The organism is Kordiimonas sp. SCSIO 12610, from assembly GCF_024398015.1.
GTDB lineage: Bacteria > Pseudomonadota > Alphaproteobacteria > Sphingomonadales > Kordiimonadaceae > CANLMI01.
The window spans coordinates 3,400,668-3,422,262 of record NZ_CP073747.1 but is presented as its reverse complement, the minus strand read 5'-3'; the positions used below and the strand labels follow the sequence as shown (position 1 = coordinate 3,422,262).

General features: G+C 45.6%; 18 protein-coding genes. 16 read left to right on the top strand and 2 right to left on the bottom strand.

Features of this window, described 5'->3' with window-relative positions; all coding sequences use genetic code 11:
* Nucleotides 1–99 precede the first annotated feature (99 nt).
* On the top strand, nucleotides 100–408 hold the full coding sequence (locus tag KFF44_RS15810) for a DUF1272 domain-containing protein (protein WP_255936011.1): 309 nt from the start codon (nucleotides 100–102) through the stop codon (nucleotides 406–408).
* Between the two features lie 34 nt (nucleotides 409–442).
* On the opposite strand, the gene KFF44_RS15805 is transcribed toward KFF44_RS15810, so the two are convergent.
* The gene (locus tag KFF44_RS15805; RefSeq protein ID WP_255936010.1) at nucleotides 443–958 is read right to left on the bottom strand and encodes a J domain-containing protein; all 516 of its coding nucleotides are present in this window, start codon (nucleotides 956–958) and stop codon (nucleotides 443–445) included.
* A gap of 102 nt (nucleotides 959–1,060) precedes the next feature.
* Here KFF44_RS15805 and KFF44_RS15800 point away from each other — a divergent pair, with 102 nt between their 5' ends.
* Complete coding sequence (locus KFF44_RS15800) at nucleotides 1,061–1,729, top strand: DNA-3-methyladenine glycosylase I (protein ID WP_255936008.1); 669 nt, start codon at nucleotides 1,061–1,063, stop codon at nucleotides 1,727–1,729.
* Between the two features lie 88 nt (nucleotides 1,730–1,817).
* On the opposite strand, the gene KFF44_RS15795 is transcribed toward KFF44_RS15800, so the two are convergent.
* Complete coding sequence (locus KFF44_RS15795; protein WP_255936007.1) at nucleotides 1,818–3,422, bottom strand: phosphoenolpyruvate carboxykinase; 1,605 nt, start codon at nucleotides 3,420–3,422, stop codon at nucleotides 1,818–1,820.
* A gap of 279 nt (nucleotides 3,423–3,701) precedes the next feature.
* On the opposite strand from KFF44_RS15795, the gene KFF44_RS15790 reads away from it, so the two are divergent.
* The 14 genes from KFF44_RS15790 (at nucleotide 3,702) to trxA (ending at nucleotide 21,545) form a co-directional block, all read left to right on the top strand.
* Nucleotides 3,702–4,409 (top strand): response regulator transcription factor, encoded by a 708-nt coding sequence (locus tag KFF44_RS15790; protein WP_255936006.1) that lies wholly within the window; start codon nucleotides 3,702–3,704, stop codon nucleotides 4,407–4,409.
* 107 nt (nucleotides 4,410–4,516) lie between these two features.
* On the top strand, nucleotides 4,517–6,139 hold the full coding sequence (locus KFF44_RS15785; RefSeq protein ID WP_255936005.1) for a stimulus-sensing domain-containing protein: 1,623 nt from the start codon (nucleotides 4,517–4,519) through the stop codon (nucleotides 6,137–6,139).
* 2 nt (nucleotides 6,140–6,141) lie between these two features.
* Nucleotides 6,142–6,594 (top strand): HPr kinase/phosphorylase, encoded by a 453-nt coding sequence (locus KFF44_RS15780; protein ID WP_255936004.1) that lies wholly within the window; start codon nucleotides 6,142–6,144, stop codon nucleotides 6,592–6,594.
* Between the two features lie 13 nt (nucleotides 6,595–6,607).
* Entirely contained in the window at nucleotides 6,608–7,477 is an 870-nt protein-coding gene (gene rapZ / locus KFF44_RS15775; protein ID WP_255936003.1) for an RNase adapter RapZ, read from the top strand.
* 36 nt (nucleotides 7,478–7,513) lie between these two features.
* Entirely contained in the window at nucleotides 7,514–7,912 is a 399-nt protein-coding gene (locus KFF44_RS15770) for a PTS sugar transporter subunit IIA (protein ID WP_255936002.1), read from the top strand.
* 55 nt (nucleotides 7,913–7,967) lie between these two features.
* Nucleotides 7,968–8,234: an HPr family phosphocarrier protein gene (locus KFF44_RS15765; RefSeq protein WP_255936001.1), complete on the top strand. Its 267-nt coding sequence runs from the start codon at nucleotides 7,968–7,970 to the stop codon at nucleotides 8,232–8,234.
* 140 nt (nucleotides 8,235–8,374) lie between these two features.
* Nucleotides 8,375–9,661, top strand: coding sequence for an adenosylhomocysteinase (gene ahcY, locus KFF44_RS15760; protein WP_255935999.1), 1,287 nt, complete (start codon nucleotides 8,375–8,377; stop codon nucleotides 9,659–9,661).
* Between the two features lie 20 nt (nucleotides 9,662–9,681).
* Nucleotides 9,682–10,845, top strand: coding sequence for a methionine adenosyltransferase (gene metK, locus KFF44_RS15755; protein WP_255935998.1), 1,164 nt, complete (start codon nucleotides 9,682–9,684; stop codon nucleotides 10,843–10,845).
* Between the two features lie 118 nt (nucleotides 10,846–10,963).
* Nucleotides 10,964–13,342 (top strand): PAS domain-containing sensor histidine kinase, encoded by a 2,379-nt coding sequence (locus tag KFF44_RS15750; RefSeq protein WP_255935997.1) that lies wholly within the window; start codon nucleotides 10,964–10,966, stop codon nucleotides 13,340–13,342.
* A gap of 1 nt (nucleotide 13,343) precedes the next feature.
* Nucleotides 13,344–13,841, top strand: a complete 498-nt coding sequence (gene tsaE, locus KFF44_RS15745; RefSeq protein WP_255935996.1) for a tRNA (adenosine(37)-N6)-threonylcarbamoyltransferase complex ATPase subunit type 1 TsaE — start codon at nucleotides 13,344–13,346, stop codon at nucleotides 13,839–13,841.
* Nucleotides 13,841–14,584: a nucleotidyltransferase family protein gene (locus KFF44_RS15740; protein WP_255935985.1), complete on the top strand. Its 744-nt coding sequence runs from the start codon at nucleotides 13,841–13,843 to the stop codon at nucleotides 14,582–14,584. The genes tsaE and KFF44_RS15740 overlap by 1 nt, the downstream gene beginning before the upstream one ends.
* A complete protein-coding gene (gene addB / locus KFF44_RS15735) occupies nucleotides 14,584–17,601 on the top strand; it encodes a double-strand break repair protein AddB (protein WP_255935983.1) in 3,018 nt (1,005 codons plus the stop codon). Before KFF44_RS15740 ends, addB begins: the two co-directional genes overlap by 1 nt.
* On the top strand, nucleotides 17,567–21,052 hold the full coding sequence (gene addA / locus KFF44_RS15730) for a double-strand break repair helicase AddA (protein ID WP_255935982.1): 3,486 nt from the start codon (nucleotides 17,567–17,569) through the stop codon (nucleotides 21,050–21,052). Before addB ends, addA begins: the two co-directional genes overlap by 35 nt.
* 175 nt (nucleotides 21,053–21,227) lie before the next feature.
* Nucleotides 21,228–21,545, top strand: coding sequence for a thioredoxin (gene trxA / locus KFF44_RS15725; protein ID WP_255935981.1), 318 nt, complete (start codon nucleotides 21,228–21,230; stop codon nucleotides 21,543–21,545).
* Nucleotides 21,546–21,595: the final 50 nt, after the last annotated feature.

Genomic DNA, 21,595 nt, shown 5'->3' with positions numbered 1-21,595 from the left:
AATCAATCAGTAAAGAAATAAGGTTAATAACTGGTGTATTTTACGGCGATTCCTGCGTAGAATATCAATGAATTCACTGTGATAGTGCAAGGGGCGTCTATGCTTCAACTACGACCAAACTGCGAACATTGCGATAAAAACCTGCCAACCGATAGTGGTGAGGCAATGATCTGCTCTTATGAGTGTACGTTTTGCATTGATTGTGTAGACGCTGTTCTCGAAAATGTTTGCCCTAATTGCGGCGGTGGGTTTGTAAAGCGCCCTATTCGACCTCGGCAGGAATGGCGGAAAGGTGTGTCTAGGGATCATCAACTCCCGAATTTAGAGCGCGTACATAAGCCTGTTGATGTCGCGCAGCATAAAAAATTTGCGGGAAATATAAAAGATATTGATCCGCAACACCGCTGATCGGCGTTGCAAAACCTTCGGGTATTGCCGGTATTTAAAAGACAGGGCGTTCTTTCAATAGGTCATAAGCCGCTTGAATTTCTTGAAATCTTTCAGCAGCAGCAGGGTCGCCTGGGTTGGCATCTGGGTGGTAAATTTTTGCGAGTTTACGAAACTGTCGTTTGATGTCTTCCTGACTAGCCGTGTTATCAAGTTCCAGCGTGTCAAACGCCCTGTTCTCGGTTGAAGAAAAACCGTCATCATCAAGTCCGCCGCCCCATTCGTAGGTGCGTGCATGTGCAAATGCGTCGGCAGACTCGCTCGTGTCGTTCATGTGGCGCATGGCTTCTTCGTCGCTCATACCCTGAAAGAAATCCCAGTTCCGATTATATTCGGCCGCGTGGCTTCGACAAAAATACCAGCGTTCATTGGAGCCGGGGGATTTGGGGGCTGGATGCTCACCCTTTTCATTACATCCGGCATAATCGCACATTCTCACAATTTCGGCTTCGCGTTCGCGGCCATATTCACCCCATCGGGGGAACCCGAAATTTTTAATGTCACTTGGCATGTGTTACTCTTGAAAAACATATCCATCGGTGCAGTGCTTTACACCATAAAAATATACTCGTCCAGACATGAGAAAATTATAGCATAAGAGCAGGAGGGGCACATGAATAAATTTGAAGCTATCTATGATATGGCGGCTCTGCACAAAGGAAGTATTGACGTTGTTCAATCCCTAATGCCTGAAATTAAATCTAATGAAGACCTCCTCTTGCGCACGGATGATAGAATTCTCTCTGAAATGACAAAGGCGATTTTCAAGGCTGGATTTAGCTGGAAGGTGATTGATAGCAAGTGGGACGGGTTTGAAGCCGCTTTTGAAAGATTTGATCCGGTTCGTTGGAAATTTATGTCAGATGATGATTTGGATAGCCTCTTGAAGGATACGAGGATTGTTCGCAACGGCATGAAGATTGTGACAGTGCGCGAGAATGCGTCCTTAGTCTGTGATCTTCAGGATGAATATGGTTCTGCCGCAAAATGTATTGCTGAATGGGAAATGACCGATTTTATTGGGCTTCTTGACATGCTCAAGAAAAGGGGGAGTAGATTGGGCGGTGCTACCGCACAGTTGTTCTTAAGGTTTATAGGAAAAGACGGATTTGTCTTGTCAGAGGATGTAACGAAAGCCTTGATACGTGAAGGTGTGGTTGACAAAAAACCAACGTCAAAGGGCGCGATGCGGAAAGTTCAGGATGCATTTAATATCTGGCATCTTGAGAGTGGCAGGCCATATGCGCATATTTCGAGAATTTTAGCACTGAGTGTTGGCTAGGGTGGGTATTAGGAACGGGTAGTCGATATACAAGATAAAGGCGTGTAATACTGATTACACGCCTTTTAAATGTTTCAATTACCTTTGGTTAGGAAGCTTTCGGGCCAGCCGTTTTAACCTGATCATCCACGTGGTCGATAAAGGTCTTAAAGTTATCGACAAACAAGCCGACCAGGTATTCCGCTTTGGCGTCATAGGCATCTTTATCTGCCCATGTATCCCGTGGATTCAAAATACCTGTGTCAACGCCCGGCACTTCCGTTGGTACTTCAAAGCCAAAATATGGGTCAACCCGCATTGGCGCGTTATTCAGGCTGCCATCAAGAGCGGCATGCAGGAGCGCACGTGTTGCCTTGATCGGCATACGGTTTCCAGTTCCATATTCACCGCCTGTCCAGCCAGTATTTACAAGCCAGCAGTTCACACCGCCTTCTGCAATTTTCTTTCTGAGCAAGTTACCATATACGCTTGGGTGGCGCGGCATAAACGGGGCACCAAAACAAGTTGAGAAGGTTGCTTGCGGTTCTTTAACGCCAATCTCTGTTCCGGCAACCTTTGCGGTGTAGCCGGACAGGAAGTGATACATGGCTTGTTCCGGGGTTAGGCGTGCAATTGGGGGAAGAACACCAAACGCATCTGCTGTTAGCATGATTATGTTTTTGGGTAATCCACCGCGATTGTGTTCGCTTGTGTTTGGAATAAAATCAATGGGGTAAGCACCGCGTGTGTTTTCCGCAAGTGTATTGTCATCCAAATCCAATTCACGGGTGACTTCATCCATCACCACATTCTCGAGGATTGTGCCGTATTTACGTGTTGTAGCATAAATTTCCGGCTCTGCTTCCTCTGATAGGCGAATCATCTTTGCGTAGCATCCACCTTCAAAATTGAAGACGCTCTCGTCAGACCAGCCATGTTCATCATCACCGATGAGTGTGCGGGTGCTGTCAGCAGAGAGTGTAGTTTTGCCTGTTCCTGACAGGCCAAAGAAAATGGCAACATCGCCCTCTGGCCCGATGTTTGCTGAGCAATGCATCGGCATAATGCCTTTTTCAGGAAGCAGATAATTCAGGATAGAGAACACTGATTTCTTGTTTTCACCGGCATATTCTGTACCGCCAATTAAGACGAGACCTTTGGCGAAGTTAACGGCGATAACCGTCTCAGAGCGCGTACCCATTGTTGCAGGGTCAGCTTTGAAGCTTGGCAGGTTAATGATCGTGAATTGTGGTTTAAAGTCAGCCAGTTCTTCGATTTCTGGTCTGACCAACATTGTCCGGCAAAACAGGCTGTGCCATGCGTATTCACCAATTGTCCGAACGGCAACACGGTGGTCTGGATCAGATCCGCCCCACAAATCCTGAACAAATACATCCTTTTCTTTAATGTGCTCAAGGAATGTGTTGTGAATGGCGTCAAATTGCTCGCTACTTATGTCGCGGTTTACATCACCCCACCATACAGTGTTTTCAGTGGTTTCATCGCGGACAGTGAATTTGTCATTCGCTGAACGGCCAGTGTGTTTGCCAGTTTTAACAACAAGCGGGCCGTCTTTGGCGATCTGTCCTTCACCGCGACGGATAGCTTCTTCGTACAATTGAGGAGTGTTTAGGTTCCAATATTGATTGGCGACACCTGTGATACCTTGATTTTCGAGTGAAAAGTTACTTTTAACTGCGTCGGTCGATTTCAACGTCAAGCCCTCCGGATGGGTTTCTGTCAGTAGGAAGCGTCTATATATTCTGCTCGCCTTTTGAATGTGGCGCTAACCTTGCGGAAAATGGCTGGGAAATCAATATGAATCTGTTGATATTACTCAATAGTTTCATATATTTATTATGACAGCGCTGCCATTTAGAGGGCACGAATTTGCCATGTTTTTGTCTTAAATCGACCTTAAGTCATTTTCATATATAGTTTATTAGCCTATGCTAATGTTCAACGATGCCAATTTCATATAGAGGATTGATATATGACAGCTTCGATCGCACTCGTAGATGATGATCGTAACATCTTAACTTCGGTTACGATTGCTCTTGAATCCGAAGGTTTTCGCGTCCGGACTTATCCTGATGGCCAGAAGGCTTGGGAAGCGCTTTCGAAGAACCCAGCGGACCTCGCTGTATTGGATGTTAAGATGCCGCGCATGGATGGTATGGAACTGTTGCGCCGGTTGCGGGAAGTGACAATGATGCCGGTCATTTTTCTAACATCAAAAGATGAGGAAATTGATCAGTTATTAGGGCTACGCATGGGAGCAGACGATTATATTGGAAAACCTTTTTCACAGCGTCTGTTGATCGAGAGGATCAGAGCCTTATTGCGCCGTACAGAAATGCGGCAAGTAACTGCTGTTGAAGAAGTTAAGGATGAAGACGAAATTTTAGAGCGTGGCCACCTTACGCTAGATCCTGTCAGGCACCGGGTCACATGGAAAGGTAATGATGTTACGCTTACCGTTACCGAGTTCTTGATTCTGCAAACCTTGGCTATCCATCCGGGGCATGTAAAAAGCCGGGATCAATTGATGGACGCCGCATACTCAGATGATGTTTATGTGGATGATAGAACGATTGATAGCCATATAAAACGACTGCGTAGAAAATTCAGAATGACTGACTCCGATTTTATCGGGATTGAAACGCTTTACGGCGTCGGTTACCGTTTTAAGGAAGATTAATCTTTCATAAAATGGAATTTTCACTAACATGTCAGTAGAGATAAAATTTACTGACATGTGTATGGAATTTATCATTTCAAATCGGTTATGGACAGGATCAGTGCGCAATGAGTGAATATCATAACGCATCGGTCCAACCGCGCCATTATACCCGTGGTCTTTCCCCTTTGATGGTAAGGATCATGGTCGTTAATGCGATCGCCCTTATTATTTTGGTTGGTGGTGTTCTTTACCTAAACCAATTTCGTGACAATTTAATCGAAGCACGCACATCGGCTCTGTTAATTCAGGCTAAAATTATTGCAGGTGCGGTTGGCGAGTCTGCATCCGGAGGGCCCGAAGCGTCAGAGATTGATTTACCGGCAGCCCGAAATATTTTGACGCGTCTTGTTGGCCCAACGGAACTAAGGGCCAGGTTGTTTTCTTTTGAGGGTGGGCTTCTGGTCGATAGTCGTTTTCTCGCAGGCGATAAACGCCTTGTGGAAGAACCTTTGGGTGCATTTGACGGCGAAGAATCGCTCAAATATCAAATCGAAGAAACTATTCTCGATGTCTTAAATGTTTTTACTCGAAAACCGGAGGCTCCGCTAAGTGTTGATCGCCCGGGCATGCGGGCCATTGATTTTGTCGAGGTTTTGAACGCAATTGAAGGTGTCGAAAAAAGTCAGATACGTGTCCGTGAGGATGGTCAGTATGTTGTGAATGTTGCTGTTCCTGTGCAGCGTTTTAGACGCGTTCTTGGTGTTTTATTGTTAACAGGACAAACAGAAGATATCGAAGCGATCGTCAGGTCTGAGCAGTTATTGACCGTGCAAGTGTTTGCTGGTGCCTTTACGATCACGCTTCTCCTCTCGTTCTTCCTCGGCAGAACACTTGTTCGCCCTATTCGAGTGTTAGCCCGTTCGGCGGAACGTGTTCGCCGTGGAATCGGGAGGGAGGAACGCATACCAGAATTTGCAGAGCGTCTGGATGAGATCGGTGATCTATCAAGATCTTTATCAGATATGACGCGTGCACTTTATAATCAGATTGATGCTGTTGAGCGATTTGCAGCTGATGTAGCGCATGAGATTAAGAACCCTCTCTCAAGTATGCGGAGTGCACTGGAAACGTTGCAGATGACGGATAAACCAGATGTTCAAAAGCGTTTGTTTGCTATTCTCGCTGAGGATGTAAAGCGAGTTGACAGATTAATTAGTGATATCTCGGATGCGTCGAGGTTGGACGCTGAACTTACCCGGGGGAAAATGGAAATATTTGACCTTGGTGCTATGATGACAACCTTGTTGGATGCTTATAGTACGATGAATATCCCGCGAGATATTCAGGTTCGAGCAGGTGAATTTAGCGATCGCATATTCCGTGTTAAAGGTATTGAGGCCCGATTGGGGCAAGTTTGGAGAAACTTAATTGACAACGCCATTAGCTTCAGTCCTGAAGGTGGTTCTGTTCGAATATCGATAACCAGCAAAAATAAGTATGTTACGTTAATGGTTGACGATGATGGACCGGGATTACCAGATGGCGCTGAGCAAAAAATCTTCAAACGGTTCTACTCCGAAAGACCAGATAATGAGGCGTTTGGAAATCATTCGGGATTGGGGCTTGCCATATCAAAACAAGTGATTGAAGCTCATGGAGGGCGTATCTCAGCCGAAAATAGGCGTGGTAGTGCGAACGAAATATTAGGTGCGCGCTTTACCGTACAAATTCCCGCTGCGGAAACGTAAAAATGGATACTATTTACGGTACAGCGCTGAAATATGGGGATAAAGGTATTTTGCTGCGTGGACCGTCTGGTTCTGGGAAGTCCGATTTAGCGCTCAGACTGATTGATCGCGGTGCGGTTTTAGTAAGTGACGATCAGGTTATTATTACCCAAGCGGAATCCAAATTGCGAATGTCAGCCCCTGATCAATTAAAAGGGCTATTGGAGGTTCGAGGTGTTGGCATTGTCCAGGTACCGTGCGCGGCTAGCCAAAGGCTAGATTTGGTTGTCGATTTGATTCCGCGTGACCAAGTTGAGCGTCTCCCTGAAGTTTCGCCCAATATGCCAACAGAGGTTATATGCGGCGTCGCTTTTCCCAAACTCGCATTGTATTCTTTTGATCACTCAACGCCGATAAAAATAGAATTGGTACTTGCCAAAAAATATACAGTCCTTGATATTGATTTTGAAGGGTGAGGGAATCAGTATAGTGCAGGAAAAGCGAAGAATTGTTGTTGTAACAGGTTTGTCCGGTGCCGGAAAATCCAGTGCGTTAAGGGCCTTTGAAGATATATCATATCATGCGATTGATAATTTGCCTCTGACAATGTTGAATGACCTTCTGAAAGAGGCGAGCGAGAAAGCTGTTGATACACCGCTGGCGATAGGTATCGATTCTCGGACCTTACATTTTTCCCCAGACCTGTTTTTGAGCGAGATGCGTGCTTTAAGAAAGCAAGATACGATCGATCTCCATGTTCTTTTTATGGATGCCTCAACTGACGTTCTAATGAAGCGTTTTTCGGAAACCAGAAGGCGGCATCCGCTGGAGAGCGGAAAACCCTTGCGCCAAGCCATAAAAGAAGAGCGGCAGTTGATGTCGGAGTTAAGGTTGGCGTTGGATGGTATAATCGATACGAGTAATCGTAGTAGTACGGATACTCGTAGGGTTGTGGTTGAACGGTTTTCCGATAAAGCAGAAAAATCGATGGTCATAACAACAACGTCCTTTGGGTTTTCAAAAGGAGTTCCTCGTGATGTTGATCTGATTTTTGACGTCCGTTTTCTAAGGAACCCTCATTACGTGCCTGAGCTAAAAAAAATGACTGGACAGGACGAAGCTGTAGCAAACTATGTTCGGGCTGATGAAGGGTTCGCTGAGTTTGTATCAAAAGTACAGGATATGGTTGAATTCCTGCTTCCAAGATATGAAGTGGAAGGAAAATCATATTTGACGATAGCCTTCGGTTGCACGGGTGGTAAACATCGGTCTGTTATGATGGCGGAGACAATGGCCCGTTTGATTACAAAAGAAGGTCGTAAAACTAATATTTACCACAGGGATATAGACGCTATATAAATAGTAAATGGTTAGGTATTTTCGGAGTGTGATTTAATGATTGGAATGGTATTGGTAACGCACGGGAAGCTCGCTGATGAGTTTGTTGCAGCTACCGAACATGTTGTAGGCCCACAAGATGATATCCGCGCCATTTGTATCGGCCCTGATGATGATATGGAACTTCGCAGAAGTGAGATCATGGAGGCTGTTAAGGCCGTTAATTCTGGTGAAGGTGTTATTTTACTTACGGATATGTTTGGCGGCACACCGTCTAATTTAGCTATTTCTCTACTGGAAAAGGGAACAGTAGAAGTCATTGCGGGGATTAATTTGCCGATGTTAATTAAGCTGGCGAGTGTCCGCAGTGGTTCTGATTTAGCTGCGACTGTTGCAGCCGCTAAAGAAGCGGGTGTTAAATATATCAATGTTGCGAGTGAAATTCTTGGCTCTTAGATGGCGAGTTTCAGCGAACAATTTTCACTACCGCCCAATTTTATGAGGTCGCTATATGCAGCAATTGATGGAAATTGTTAATCGTCGTGGCCTGCACGCCAGGGCTTCAGCGAAGTTTGCGAAAATTGCAGGCCAATTTGATGCCGACACTAAAGTTGAGAAGAACGGAACAATAGTTACAGCAACTTCAATTATGGGGTTGATGATGTTGGGTGCCGCTAAAGGCGACACAATCTCTGTAACGTCTACCGGGACGCAGTCTGAAGAAGCCATTCAGGCCTTGATGGATCTGGTTACCGCCAAATTTGATGAAGACGAATAATCAATAAAGCATTTGATTTTTGATCAGTTCTACTGAAACCATAAAGATAAAAAAATCTATATATAAAGAATTCTTTATCTTATATATATATTCTGATATAAATCGTTTTAAACGTAAATTTACAATGAAAGACCTGTCATATGGCTGATTATAAAATCGCTGATCTTTCGCTTGCTGATTGGGGGCGTAAAGAAATCAATATTGCTGAAACAGAAATGCCTGGTTTGATGGCATTGCGCGCTGAGTATGGTGCGGCACAACCCCTAAAGGGTGCGAGGATTGCCGGTTGTTTGCATATGACAATCCAAACAGCAGTTTTAATCGAAACTCTGACGGCCCTTGGTGCAGAAGTACGTTGGTCCAGCTGTAATATCTTTTCAACCCAAGATCAGGCCGCCGCAGCGATGGCTGCTGCCGGCATTCCTGTTTTTGCTTGGAAGGGTGAAACTGAGGAAGAGGCAGAATGGTGTATTCATCAAACGATTAAAGGTCCTGATGGTTGGGTGCCAAACATTATTCTTGATGATGGCGGCGACCTGACGGCGATTATGCATCAGGATTATCCTGAGTTAATGGCTGATGTGCGCGGCATTTCCGAGGAAACAACAACAGGAGTTCTGCGCCTATATGAAATGGCTAAGGACAATAAGTTAATGGTACCTGCTATCAATGTGAATGATAGCGTAACCAAGTCAAAATTCGATAACCTGTATGGATGCCGCGAATCACTCGTGGATGGCATCAAGCGTGCAACAGATGTAATGCTTGCCGGTAAGGTTGCTGTTGTATGTGGCTACGGTGACGTTGGCAAAGGTAGCGCCGAATCGCTGCGAAGTCAGGGTGCTCGGGTTATGGTAACAGAAATTGACCCAATCTGCGCCCTTCAGGCTGCGATGCAGGGGTATGAAGTTGTTACAATGGAAGATGCTGCGCCGCTTGGTGATGTCTTTGTTACAGCGACAGGCAATAAAGATGTCATCACACTAGAGCATATGCGCGAAATGAAAGATCGCGCCATTGTATGTAACATTGGCCACTTTGATAGCGAGATTCAGATCGCTAGTCTGAATAACTACAAATGGGAAGAAGTTAAGCCGCAGGTTGACGAAGTTGTTTTTCCAGACGGTAAGCGTCTAATTGTGCTCGCAAAAGGTCGTCTTGTGAACCTCGGCTGTGCAACTGGTCACCCAAGCTTTGTCATGTCTGCTAGTTTTACTAATCAGGTTCTAGCACAAATCGAACTTTGGAATAATTATGAAAATTATGACAAAGAAGTTTATGTGCTTCCGAAGCATTTGGATGAGAAAGTTGCGGCACTTCATCTTGATAAGCTTGGTGTGAAATTGACCGAATTAACCGAAGAACAGTCGAAGTATCTTGGTCTTGATGTCGCAGGGCCATTTAAGCCTGAACATTATCGTTACTAGATACTGAAAGGATAGTTCACATGTCAGAATATCTTTTCACGAGCGAATCTGTTTCTGAAGGGCACCCCGATAAGGTTGCAGACCGTATTTCTGATGAGATCGTTGATCTTTATCTTGGTCGGGAAGCGGAAGCGCGTGTTGCCGCTGAGACATTAGTGACAACAAATCGTATTATCGTCGCGGGCGAGGTTCGCGGTCCCGCGAGTATCACGAAAGACGATATTGAAGCCGCTGCCCGTAATGCTGTGAAAGACATCGGTTACGAACAGGATGGGTTTCATTGGAAAAACGCGTCTTTTGAATCCCACCTTCATGCACAATCCGCTGATATTGCTGTCGGTGTGGACGCTGCTGATAGCAAAGATGAAGGTGCTGGCGATCAGGGTATCATGTTTGGTTATGCGTGTGATGAAACTGATAACCTTATGCCTGCTCCTATCGACTTTTCACATCGTATACTGAGGTCGTTGGCTGATGAACGCCATAAAGATATAAATAGTATTCTGGAACCCGACAGCAAGAGCCAAGTGACTTTGCGTTATGTTGATGGCCGCCCTGTTGGTGCAACCAGCGTCGTTGTATCAACACAGCATAAAGAAGGTGCCTCGCAAGCAGATTTACGTGATTTGGTTCGCGGTCATGTCGAGGGGGTTCTCCCTGAAGGGTGGATGTGCCCGGAAGAAGAGTTCTATGTTAATCCTACCGGTAATTTTGTTATCGGCGGCCCTGACGGCGATGCGGGCCTAACTGGCCGTAAGATAATAGTGGATACGTATGGTGGTGCAGCACCTCATGGTGGTGGCGCTTTTTCCGGTAAAGACCCAACAAAAGTTGACCGATCGGCCGCTTATGCAGCCCGTTATCTCGCAAAAAATGTTGTAGCAGCGGGTTTGACTAGCAACTGCACTATTCAGCTTGCATACGCTATCGGTGTTTCCAAACCTTTGGCTGTTTATGTTGATACATGGGGTAACACGCAAGTTGATGTTCAGAAATTATCTGATGTTCTTCAGGATATGGTTGATTTGTCACCGCGTGGAATTCGGGAGCATTTAGGCCTGAATAAGCCAATTTATGCGCGCACAGCTGCCTATGGACACTTTGGAAGAACGCCCACGGATGACGGTGGTTTTGCATGGGAACGTACTGACCTTGTGGATCAATTAAAGTCAGTATTTGCGTAAATAGCTATATATAAAATTATTCTAACAAGCGGGGGGTATGCATCCTCTCGCTTGTTTTTATGTGTGCAAGCGATTACCTTCGAAAGTAGAATTTTAAATCGACTTTAAGGGGTTTTGAATGACCTTGTCTTCGCTGCCAGTTTATATTGTAACAGCTATCTTGGTAGGGGTGATTATCACTTGGGCAAGTGCTGGCGTTTATGCACTCTGGCGGGCGGGGCAGTTGAACGATAAAATTGGTGCTTTAACCAGTTTGCGTTCGTTTTTCGACAATATGATCAGGTCGGATCGTCGCCATCCTGTGTGGATTTGGGCTGATGGTTCTATTCAGACAACTTCAGAAGTTAAAAGTCTTCTGGGTATCACTGATAACTCGGTTACTTCTGCTGAGGTGGCCTCTAATGTTGATACGCTTGGTCTCCCTCGCAAGGTATTAGAGCGTATCCAAGCTGTGACCAATGGTGAGAAAGTTGACCAAACCACATTTTTGGCGGCACTTGGGGAAGATCGCGCCCAGATTATTGTAGATATCAAAAAGTTAATTCCCGTGGATGATAGCTGGCCGTCGTTGGTTGTATGGCTTGAAGAGTACGCTGGAAATAGCATGGTGCTTGGGCGCTCTGGCGTGCATGGTATGCAGTTCAGGGTCGAAAGCCTTGTGTCCGCGCTGAATGGTTTGCCTTTTGCTATTTGGATCCATGATCAGGACTTAAAAATCATTGAGGTCAATGATGCTTACGTCAAAGCTGTTGATAGTACGAGTGTTCGATCTGTTATTAGAGAAAACAAGTTGCTTTTCGGCAATAAACAGATGCAATTGGCGCGGCAGGTTCAAGAGTCTCACCATCGCTCTAGAGAGCGAATTTTCGGTGTTGTTGATGGCCAGAGGCGGGCCTTTTCTGTTACGCACATATACTTGGAGGAAGGACGCAGAGTTTTAGGACTTGCGGTTGATGTTACTGGTGAAGAAGAAGCCCTTTCTGAATTGGGACGAGTTTTAGAATCGCAATCTGAAACATTAAACAGATTACGCAGTCCTGTTGCTATTTTTGGTCCAAGTCAAACCCTTCGTTTCTATAATAGTGCATTTGCCCGCCTATCGCATCTTCCCGAAGATATCCTTTCATCTGAACTTCGGCATAGTGAACTTCTTGATATTATGTATGAAAAACGCCGCCTTCCTGAGCAGGCCGATTTCAAAAAATGGAAAGAAGATCTTCTTAAACAATACACAACTCTGCTCGAACCGTTTGAAGAAATGTGGCACTTGCCAGATGGAACAGCCCATAGGGTGGTCTCTCAGCCGCACCCGCTTGGTGGATTGTTAATACTGTTTGAAGATGTAACCGATCGATTAGCGTTAGAGCGATCGTATAATACCTTGATTGCCGTGCAACAGGAAACGCTGGATAATATGCGCGAAAGTGTTGCGGTTTTTGGAGGTGACGGTTCTTTGCAACTGTCAAATCCTGCCTTCGCCGCGCTTTGGCAATTGAATGAAAATCACCTGCAAAAAGATGCCCGACTGAGTGAGCTTTTAAATATTCTGGAAACAAGTGATGAATTCCATGAAGAAAACAAGCTTTTTAAAACTTTTCTAAAAGCGTCTATTACGGATCGTAACCATCGATCTGGCCGTTGGTATAGATCAGATAATGTAGTGGTTGAGTACGCGCTCGTTCCCTTGCCTGATGGCGGTATGATGCTGACGCAAACGGATATTACCGACAGTTTCCAAATTGAAAAAGCCCTCAGGGATCGCTCAAGAGCCCTTGAGATGGCTGATAAACTCAAGAGTGAATTCATTACGAATATGAGTTATGAGCTCAGAACGCCTTTGAATTCTATCATCGGCTTTTCTGAGCTTCTTGATCAGGAAATTTTCGGTGATTTGAATGCGCATCAGAAAGAATATGTAAAAAATATTTTGCAAGGCGCAGGTGAATTGAAAGGGATGGTGGCGGACGTACTGGACCTTGCTGTCATTGAAGCGGGTGAGATGACGTTAGATATTGATAGTGTTGATATCATTTTTGCTATCAAGGAAGGTGTGTCAAAGGCTTCAGACCTGATAGAAAAGAGCAAGGTTGAATTTAAATTCAAACCTTATGAAGCAGGGTTTGTAGAGGGGGATGCGAACAGATTGCACCAAGCCTTCTTCAATATGATCTCAACAGTGATAAAACTAGCTAAATCCGAGTCTAAATTAGTGATTGAATGTAAGGATGGTGCTGACATGATCTCTGTGTCGGTTTCTTCCGAGAAATGTAATTTATCTCCGCGTGAACGTGATCGATTAATTAGCACAATAGCAATGGGTATCAGTTCGGGAAGCAGAAGAAGTAGTGGTCTGGATCTCGCGCTGGTTCGAAGTATTGTAACCCTGCACGGCGGAATAGTGCGGCTGGAACCATACGGTCAAGAAGGGGTAATGCTGGCCTGCGATTTACCGCGCAAAGCTATTTTAGCGGTCGGTATGGATGTTGTGGGGGCATAACATGCAAGTCCTCTTTAACAAGCAGCTCTCTGGCCAGTCAGATACCGAGAAATTTGGTGAATGGCTGTCGTCGCTATTGCGTGTCGGTGACGTGGTGACATTCACGGGTGATCTGGGCGCGGGTAAAACCACGTTGGTAAGGGCCTTAATTCGCAAATTGTTTTTAGAACCAAACCTCGAAGTGCCCAGTCCAACTTTTACCTTATTACAAACCTATGCTGCTCCCAATGGCCCTGAGGTTTGTCATGCTGACCTGTACCGCTTGAATGATGAAGAAGAATTGTATGAGTTGGGTTTTGAGGACATGAGGGAAAATGGTATTTTTTTGGTAGAATGGCCCGAAAAACTGCCACAAGATTGGCAGGAAGAAGCTTTGCACATTTTATTGAAAATAATACCAGATGTGAAAAACAATGATGCCCGTGAATTGCAAATAGTTGGTGGTAATAACTGGCTAGAGCGTTTTGAAAATGCTCGCACCTTTCAAGGGACTCAATAATGGCTGAATTAGCAAAGGCAATGGTCCTTGCAGCTGGTCTTGGGCGTCGCATGGGGGATTTATCTAAAACGACACCTAAACCACTCACCATGGTTGCGGGCAAATCTTTATTGGATCGTATTCTGGCGAAACTGTTAGATCTCGATTTGGCGCCGATTGTTGTCAATATTCATCATCTCGCCGATAAAATTGAAAGTCATCTGTCATCATATGTTATGCGCGGGGATGTTTGTATTTCCGATGAGTGTGATGAAATACTTGAGACAGGCGGCGGAGTAAAGAAAGCAATCCCGCTTCTTGATAGTGAATTTTTTGTCGTCAACAGCGATATATTATGGGAGGACTTGAACCCTTCGTTGAATAGTTTGAAGTCTATGCAAGGGGCTTGGAATCCAGAGAAAATGGATGCTCTATTGTTATTAATCCCGACCGGCGTTGCCTATGGCTATGAAGGTGTAGGTGATTTTTTCTTAGACGAGCAGGATGCTGGTGTGGGGCCAATCAGATTTCGGGAGGAAGCAGCGACATCACCTTTCATGTACGGTGGTGTTTTGATCGTCAAATCATCGCTCTATGATGATATGCCAAACGGTTCCTGGTCTAATCGGGAAATATTTAAGAAAGCACAGAAGGCTGGTCGTTTGTATGGTATCCGGCACCAAGGCCTGTGGATGCATGTTGGGACTGAAGCAGCAATTTTTGAGGCTGAAACACGCTTGGCCAAGATGGAATTTGTACCATAATGCTTGGCCATCCCACGATTTACACTATTCCGCCAACCGTTTGTTTCGTAGACGCACTGGCATTTGGGGTTTTATCTCATTCGAATCGTCATAATAACAATTTGAATGATTATACCATTTTGCTGCCAAATCGCCGTGCACAGAAAACCTTACGTGAAGCATTCCTGAGACTGGCGGGCGACAAGCCATTATTGTTACCTTTAATGCGCCCTATTGGTGATGTAGACGAAGATGAAATTGGATTTCTAGGCGCAGGGCTTGCAGCTGTTGATCACGCAGAAAGTTTGCCAGCTATATCCGATACGCGTCGATTGATGCTGCTCGCTAAAATTCTTGTTGAGAGAGAGTTTTTCCCTGCTAAGACGTCCGCTGCACAGGCATGGCGCCTTGCCCGTGATTTATCGAGGTTTATGGATCAGGTTCAAACCGAAGGATTAAGGTATAAGGACTTGGCAAAACTGGTCCCTGAAGGACTTGCTCATCACTGGGAAGTTACCCTTGAGTTCCTCCAAATTATCACAGGTGAATGGCCGAAAATTCTTAAAACACAGGGCTTGGTTGATCCTGTTGTACGCCGTGATGCTCTCATTCAGAATTTATGTAATGTTTGGCGGGAACGCCCGCCGAAAGGACACGTGATTGCAGCGGGTTCCACGGGGTCTATTCCTGTTACTGCCGAACTATTGAAACTGATTTCAAAGATGGAAAACGGGACTGTTGTGCTGCCGGGCTTCGATGGCACGATGGACGATTATGCATGGCAGAATATTGACCCAACCCATCCACAGAATGCCATGAAATCGCTACTGGAGACGATGGGGGTTAATCGCCACGAAGTCCAGGATTGGGAACTGCCCACGCCTATATCAAACAACCAGCAAGTTCGTTATGAGTTAATTTCTGATGCGCTGAGACCGGCTAAAAACACTGATATTTGGCCTAATTTTCCGTACCGTGACATGAGTGACGCGGAATTGTTCACAGGGGTTTCTAAACTTGTCGCACCGACCCGCCGCGAAGAAGCGGAAGCAATTGCCGTTATGCTGCGAGAGGTTTTAGAAACGCCCGAGAAAACGGCTGCGCTTGTAACACCTGACCGTTACTTGGCCCGTTATGTGCGGATGGCATTGAAACGTTGGAACATTGATATTGATGATTCTGGTGGTGACCGTGCGCTGATCAGTTCAACAGGGCGTTTGATGAGTTTAATCATTCATACTGCTGCCGCGGACTATAAACCAGTTGCGTTCTTGTCATTACTCCAGCATCCGATGGTAGCCGCTGGCCTAACCAGAACCAAGTTTCTTGCTTTTGTCAGGCGGTTGGACATGCATGTTATGCGTGGCGCCCGGCCAAAGCCGGGCCTTGCTGGTATTTTAGAGCGGGCAAAAAATTGTGCACATGACCCGAAAAACCAATTTAATGAAGATGACTATAAAACGCTAAAGGCTGTAAGTGAGATTTTAGCGCCGATTTCTGCTGAAGGCTTAGGGCTTAATAACTTATCTGAAGTGATTAAAACTCATCTAACTGTAGCTGAGAACCTGGCTGATGTGCTTCAAGTGGAAGACACAATAAAAGGCGATAAGGTTTTATGGAAGGGCGAGGCGGGTATCGCAATTGCTGATCGCCTTCGTGATTTGATTAATGAGAATTCTGATATTGAATTTGCTGAAAAGAACGCCCTAACACTAGAGGAGTATGCTGCGCTTTTTGATGAAATGCTAACAGATGTTATGGTGCGACCCCAGTGGCAAAAACATCCGCGTATTTCAATCTGGGGCCCGCTTGAAGCTCGGCTTCAGAACACTGATCTTATGATTTTGGGCGGATTAAACGAGGATATTTGGCCAGCCGATATTAAACCAGACCCCTGGATGAGTAGACCCATGCGCGCAGAGTTTGGATTGCCTGCATTGGAGCGACGGATCGGTCAATCTGCACACGATTTTATACAGGCTGCTTGTGCACCCAATGTTATTCTTACGCGTGCTGAAAAAATAGACGGCGCTCCTGCAGTTCCAAGCCGGTGGCTATTTAGGATAGAAGCATTAGCTGGCCGTGAAATACCAACGATTGACCATTATATTGATTGGGCAAATGCTTTACTAAGGACCAATGGGATTAAACCGTCCTTGCCGCCGAAGCCAACACCGCCTCTTGAAGCTCGGCCCAAGGCGTTATCTGTGACACAAATTGAAACCTGGATGCGCGACCCCTATGCAATCTATGCGAATAAAATTCTGAAATTAAGACAGTTAGAGGACATCGACGAGCGACCGAATGCTTCACAGAAAGGAACCTTGATCCATAAAGCATTTGAAAACTATCTAAAGCTCGATACGCGCTTAAAAGGGGATGCAGGTTATGAACAGTTACTTGAAATAGGGCGTGATGTTTTCAGTGAGATTATGAACCAGCCAACAGTTTATGCATTTTGGTGGCCACGATTTAAAGATGCAGCCCGCTGGTTTGTTGATCATGAAGATCGTTGGCAGCAAAAATATGAAACAGTTTTGCTGGAAGAAAAAGCTGAGTATAAATTCGCTGAACTAGGTTTTATATTGTCAGCGACAGCTGACCGGATTGATCGCAACCGCGAAACGGGCGATTTGGCTATTATCGACTATAAAACAGGCAATATCCCAACCGAAAAAAGGATGCGCGCGGGCTATGCACCACAGCTACCGCTTGAAGGTGTGTTAGCGCGAAAAGGTGCCTTTAAAAATATTGATGCTGCATCCGTTGAACGACTTTTGTTTTGGTTAATCAAAGGTGGTGCCCAGCCAGGAGAGATACAGGAGAAAATCAAACCTGCTGAGGTAGACAATATAATTACGGAAGCGGAACAAGGATTAATGGCGCTTTTAAAAGCCTTCGGCAATCAGGAAACACCGTATCTATCGAACCCTCGCCCCAAGCAAGCGGGTTATGGAGATTATGATCATTTGGCGCGGGTGAAAGAATGGCAATCATCATGTGATGATGAAAACAACGGTGGTCATGATGGCAGGTAAACCCAGCATGACACCGGATCAGGCGCTTGCAACCACACCGAACCTGACGGCGTGGGTTGGCGCAAGTGCGGGGACGGGTAAAACGCATGTTTTAACAGCACGTGTCCTGCGTCTTATGCTTACGGGAACCCGGCCAGAGAATATTCTTTGCCTAACGTTTACCAAAGCTGGCGCTGCGGAAATGAAGACCCGAATTTTTGAAGAACTGGGCCGCTGGACAGGTATGTCCGATGATGAATTAGCTGATGAGATAAAACGCAGAACCGAAGAGGTTGCGGACGAATTTATGCTTATTCGAGCGCGGCAGTTATTTGCAGAGGTCCTAGAGCTTACAGGCGGCCTGAGTATTCAGACGTTTCATAGTTTCTGTCAGTCCCTCTTGGGGCGCTTTCCCCTCGAGGCCCAGTTGATGCCAGGGTTCGAAGGCATTGAAGAAAGCGCTGCTCGTGAAATTATGCAGGAAGCGCGCGATAAAATGTTATCGCTCACACGGGAACCTGCTGGCCTTGACTATAGAAAGGCGCTCGAAATTGTCGCGGGGCTTGTTACCGAAGGCACTTTTGATGAGGTTATGAGCCGACTTGAGTTTGAAGCGGTGACCCTCAATCGCCTCCAACATATTTTTGGTAATGTAGACGTGATTTTTGCGGCCCTTTATAGGGCGCTGGGCCTTAATGTCGGTGAAACCACATCCACCATTAAACGCGGTGCAGTAACGGATGATATGCTGGACAGAAATGGCCTGCAGGCTCTGGCACTTGGGATGTTGGGCGGAAGTGCTAATGATGCGAAAAAGGGACAGATAGTTACAGATTTCTTAGCGTCAGATGTTGCAAGCCGTGCGGAAAAATTTGATGAATATACACAGGTTTTTTTAACCAAGACCGATAATAAACCAAGAAAAACAGTTGCGACCAAGAAAATACTCACAGCCAATGATGCCTTGAACGATGTGATCGTGAAAGAGCAAAATCGATTGCACCGCATACTAGAGCGCATTCAACGATGCAGTATGGCCGAAGCCACAGCGGCCTTGCTGCGCCTTGGTTTTATGCAACTGGATTATTACAATGGCATCAAGCGCGAACGAGGTCTTGTTGATTTTGATGATATGATCCGCGACACTGTGGGCCTGCTGGATCAGGCAAGTATCGCCCCTTGGATACTGTTTAAACTTGATAGCTCTATCGATCATATTCTGATCGATGAAGCGCAGGATACGAATGAAAATCAGTGGAAAGTTGTGGAAGCAATTGCGTCAGAGTTTTTTGCTGGCGAGGGCGCACATGATAAAGAGCGAACGGTATTTGCTGTTGGTGATACCAAACAGTCGATTTTTTCATTTCAGCGTGCTGACCCTTCTGAGTTTCTCAAGGCTAAGAATAGAATTTTTGCTCAGGCACACAATGCAGATGCACCAGCAGGTGATGTGCCATTGGACCTTTCTTTCCGATCAACGGAAGCCGTATTATCACTTGTTGATGCGACATTTGACCAGAATAGTGCACCCTATCATGGTTTGATTATGGGCGGCGATCCCGTGCGTCATAATTTTATTCGTGCGGGCGAGGCTGGATTGGTAGAATTGTGGCCGTTGGAGCGACCACAGTTACAGGTTGAAGAAGAAGAATGGATACCCCCTGTTCGTCAGGAAACCATTGATGACGCGGAAGGTAGATGCGCGCGTAAAATCGCGGCACGTATTCATAAAATGCTGAATGACGGTGAAGTATTGGAAGCAAAGGACCGGCCAATCAAAGCGTCAGATATTCTGGTTTTGGTGCGCCGAAGAACGCCATTTGTTGATTATCTTGTAAAATCACTTAAGCACTATAATGTTCCTGTTGCAGGACGGGATCGGATGGTTTTGACGGATGAGCTTCCTGTGATGGATTTGCTTGCGCTCGGGCATTTTGCCCTCGCCCCAAACGATGATCTAACATTAGCAACGGTGTTAAAAAGCCCTTTCATCGGCTTAGGAGAAGATGAGCTTTTTGATTTGGCATATGGGCGTGATGCAAGTTTATGGAAAGCACTGAATAAACATGCCGCCAACACAGCGCATAAATATTATTCGATTTATCAAACAGCCTTGAAGTATTTAGACCGTATCTTGAGCGCAGCCGACCTGATGACACCTTTTGAGTTTTATAGTTTGGTGCTCAATGAATTGGGTGGCAGGAAAGCCATGATTGGGCGGTTGGGTCTGGATATTCAGGATGCTGTTGATGAGTTTATTGATCAAGCCTTAAAGTATGAAGAAGGAAATGCACCGTCCTTGCAGGCATTCTTGCGAACTATTGAAGAAGGCCACACTCAAATTAAACGTGATATGGAAAGCGAAACCGACAGCGTCAGGATTATGACGGTCCATAGCTCAAAAGGGTTGCAGGCTCCCATCGTGTTTTTGTCTGATATTGTTGCGACACCAGACACCGTGAAAGATAGCAGAATTTTGCCCTTCAAAGCCACGGAAGGTGTGCCAGCCGAATTTTTGCTATGGACCACACCAGGAAAGACGCTGGATATGGTTTCAGAGATGAAATCCAATCTGAAGAAAAAAACTTTCGCCGAATATCACCGGCTTTTGTATGTGGCACTAACCCGTGCAGAGGACAGATTATATATCGCTGGCTGGCAAGGGCCACGGGAACCAGAGGATGAAAGCTGGTTCAAATCAATTGAAAACGGGTTTGGCCTTATTGGTGCTGTTGAGGTTGAGGGTATGTTTGGTGAGCCTGTAAAACGTTTCTCTTCCGGCGTACCGAGCGAATTGAAAACAATAACTGCCGAAACAATATCGGAAGAAATACAAACAACCTTCCAAGATCCACCACCATGGCTTTATGAAGAAATGCCCGCGGAGCCCACACCTCCAAGGCCCCTTGTACCTTCAAAACCTGACGAAGATGAAGAAACATATAGCCCGCTTATGGGAGCAGAAGATGCTCGCTTCGAGCGTGGACGCATTATTCATAGCCTGCTTGAGTGGTTGCCTGAGGTTGTACCTGAGGCGCGTGAAGCATCAGCATACCTGTTCCTATCAAGGCATTATCCTGATTTAAACGAGAAAAACCGCAATATCTATTGGCTAGAGGTTGAAGCTATTCTTAACCATCCTGATCTAGGCGCGCTTTTTGGGCCCGAAAGCCGGGCGGAGGTTTCGGTTGCTGGGCTGGTTGGTGCGCGTGTTGTCTCGGGGCAGGTGGATCGGTTGGTGGTGACAGATGATGACGTTATGATCGTAGATTATAAAACCAACCGTCCTCCACCAAAACATATATCTATGGTGTCCGGCGGGTATTTAAGGCAAATGGGTTTATATTCTAAGGCACTTAAAATTATCTATCCTGAAAAGAGGGTTAGAACTGCCCTTTTATGGACAAATGAAGCACGATTAATGGAATTGCCTGATGAATTGATCATGCAATCGATTGCCCATTTAGATTAGAATATTGTTTAGATAATCTAATCTAAATACTGCAAGTTAATTAATAAAATCACGCGTGCGTGTGTGGGCCTTGACCTTCGCATAATAGCTGCCTACTTTATGTGTCAATGTAGGAAAACAAGAGATGAATATTTGAGCAACTTGCTAAGGTATTTTAGAAAAGAAAGTATAAGAAATGGCAACGATTACAGTAACTGATGAAACATTTGAACAGGACGTTTTAAATGCGGATAAGCCAGTTGTTTTGGACTTTTGGGCACAGTGGTGTGGCCCGTGTAAAATGATTGGCCCTGTTTTGGAAGAGATTTCTGGCGAGCGTGATGACGTTATTATCGCAAAAATGGACATTGATGCTAACCCGGAAACACCGACTAAATTTGGCGTTCGCTCTATCCCAACATTGTTGATCTTTAAAGGCGGCGAGAGCGTTGCGACAACAATGGGAGCGAAACCAAAAGCGCAGCTTTCCCAGTGGATTGACAGCGCACTCTAATCGGAAATTTATATCGGCTATAAAGGCGGCTATTTAGCCGCCTTTTTTGT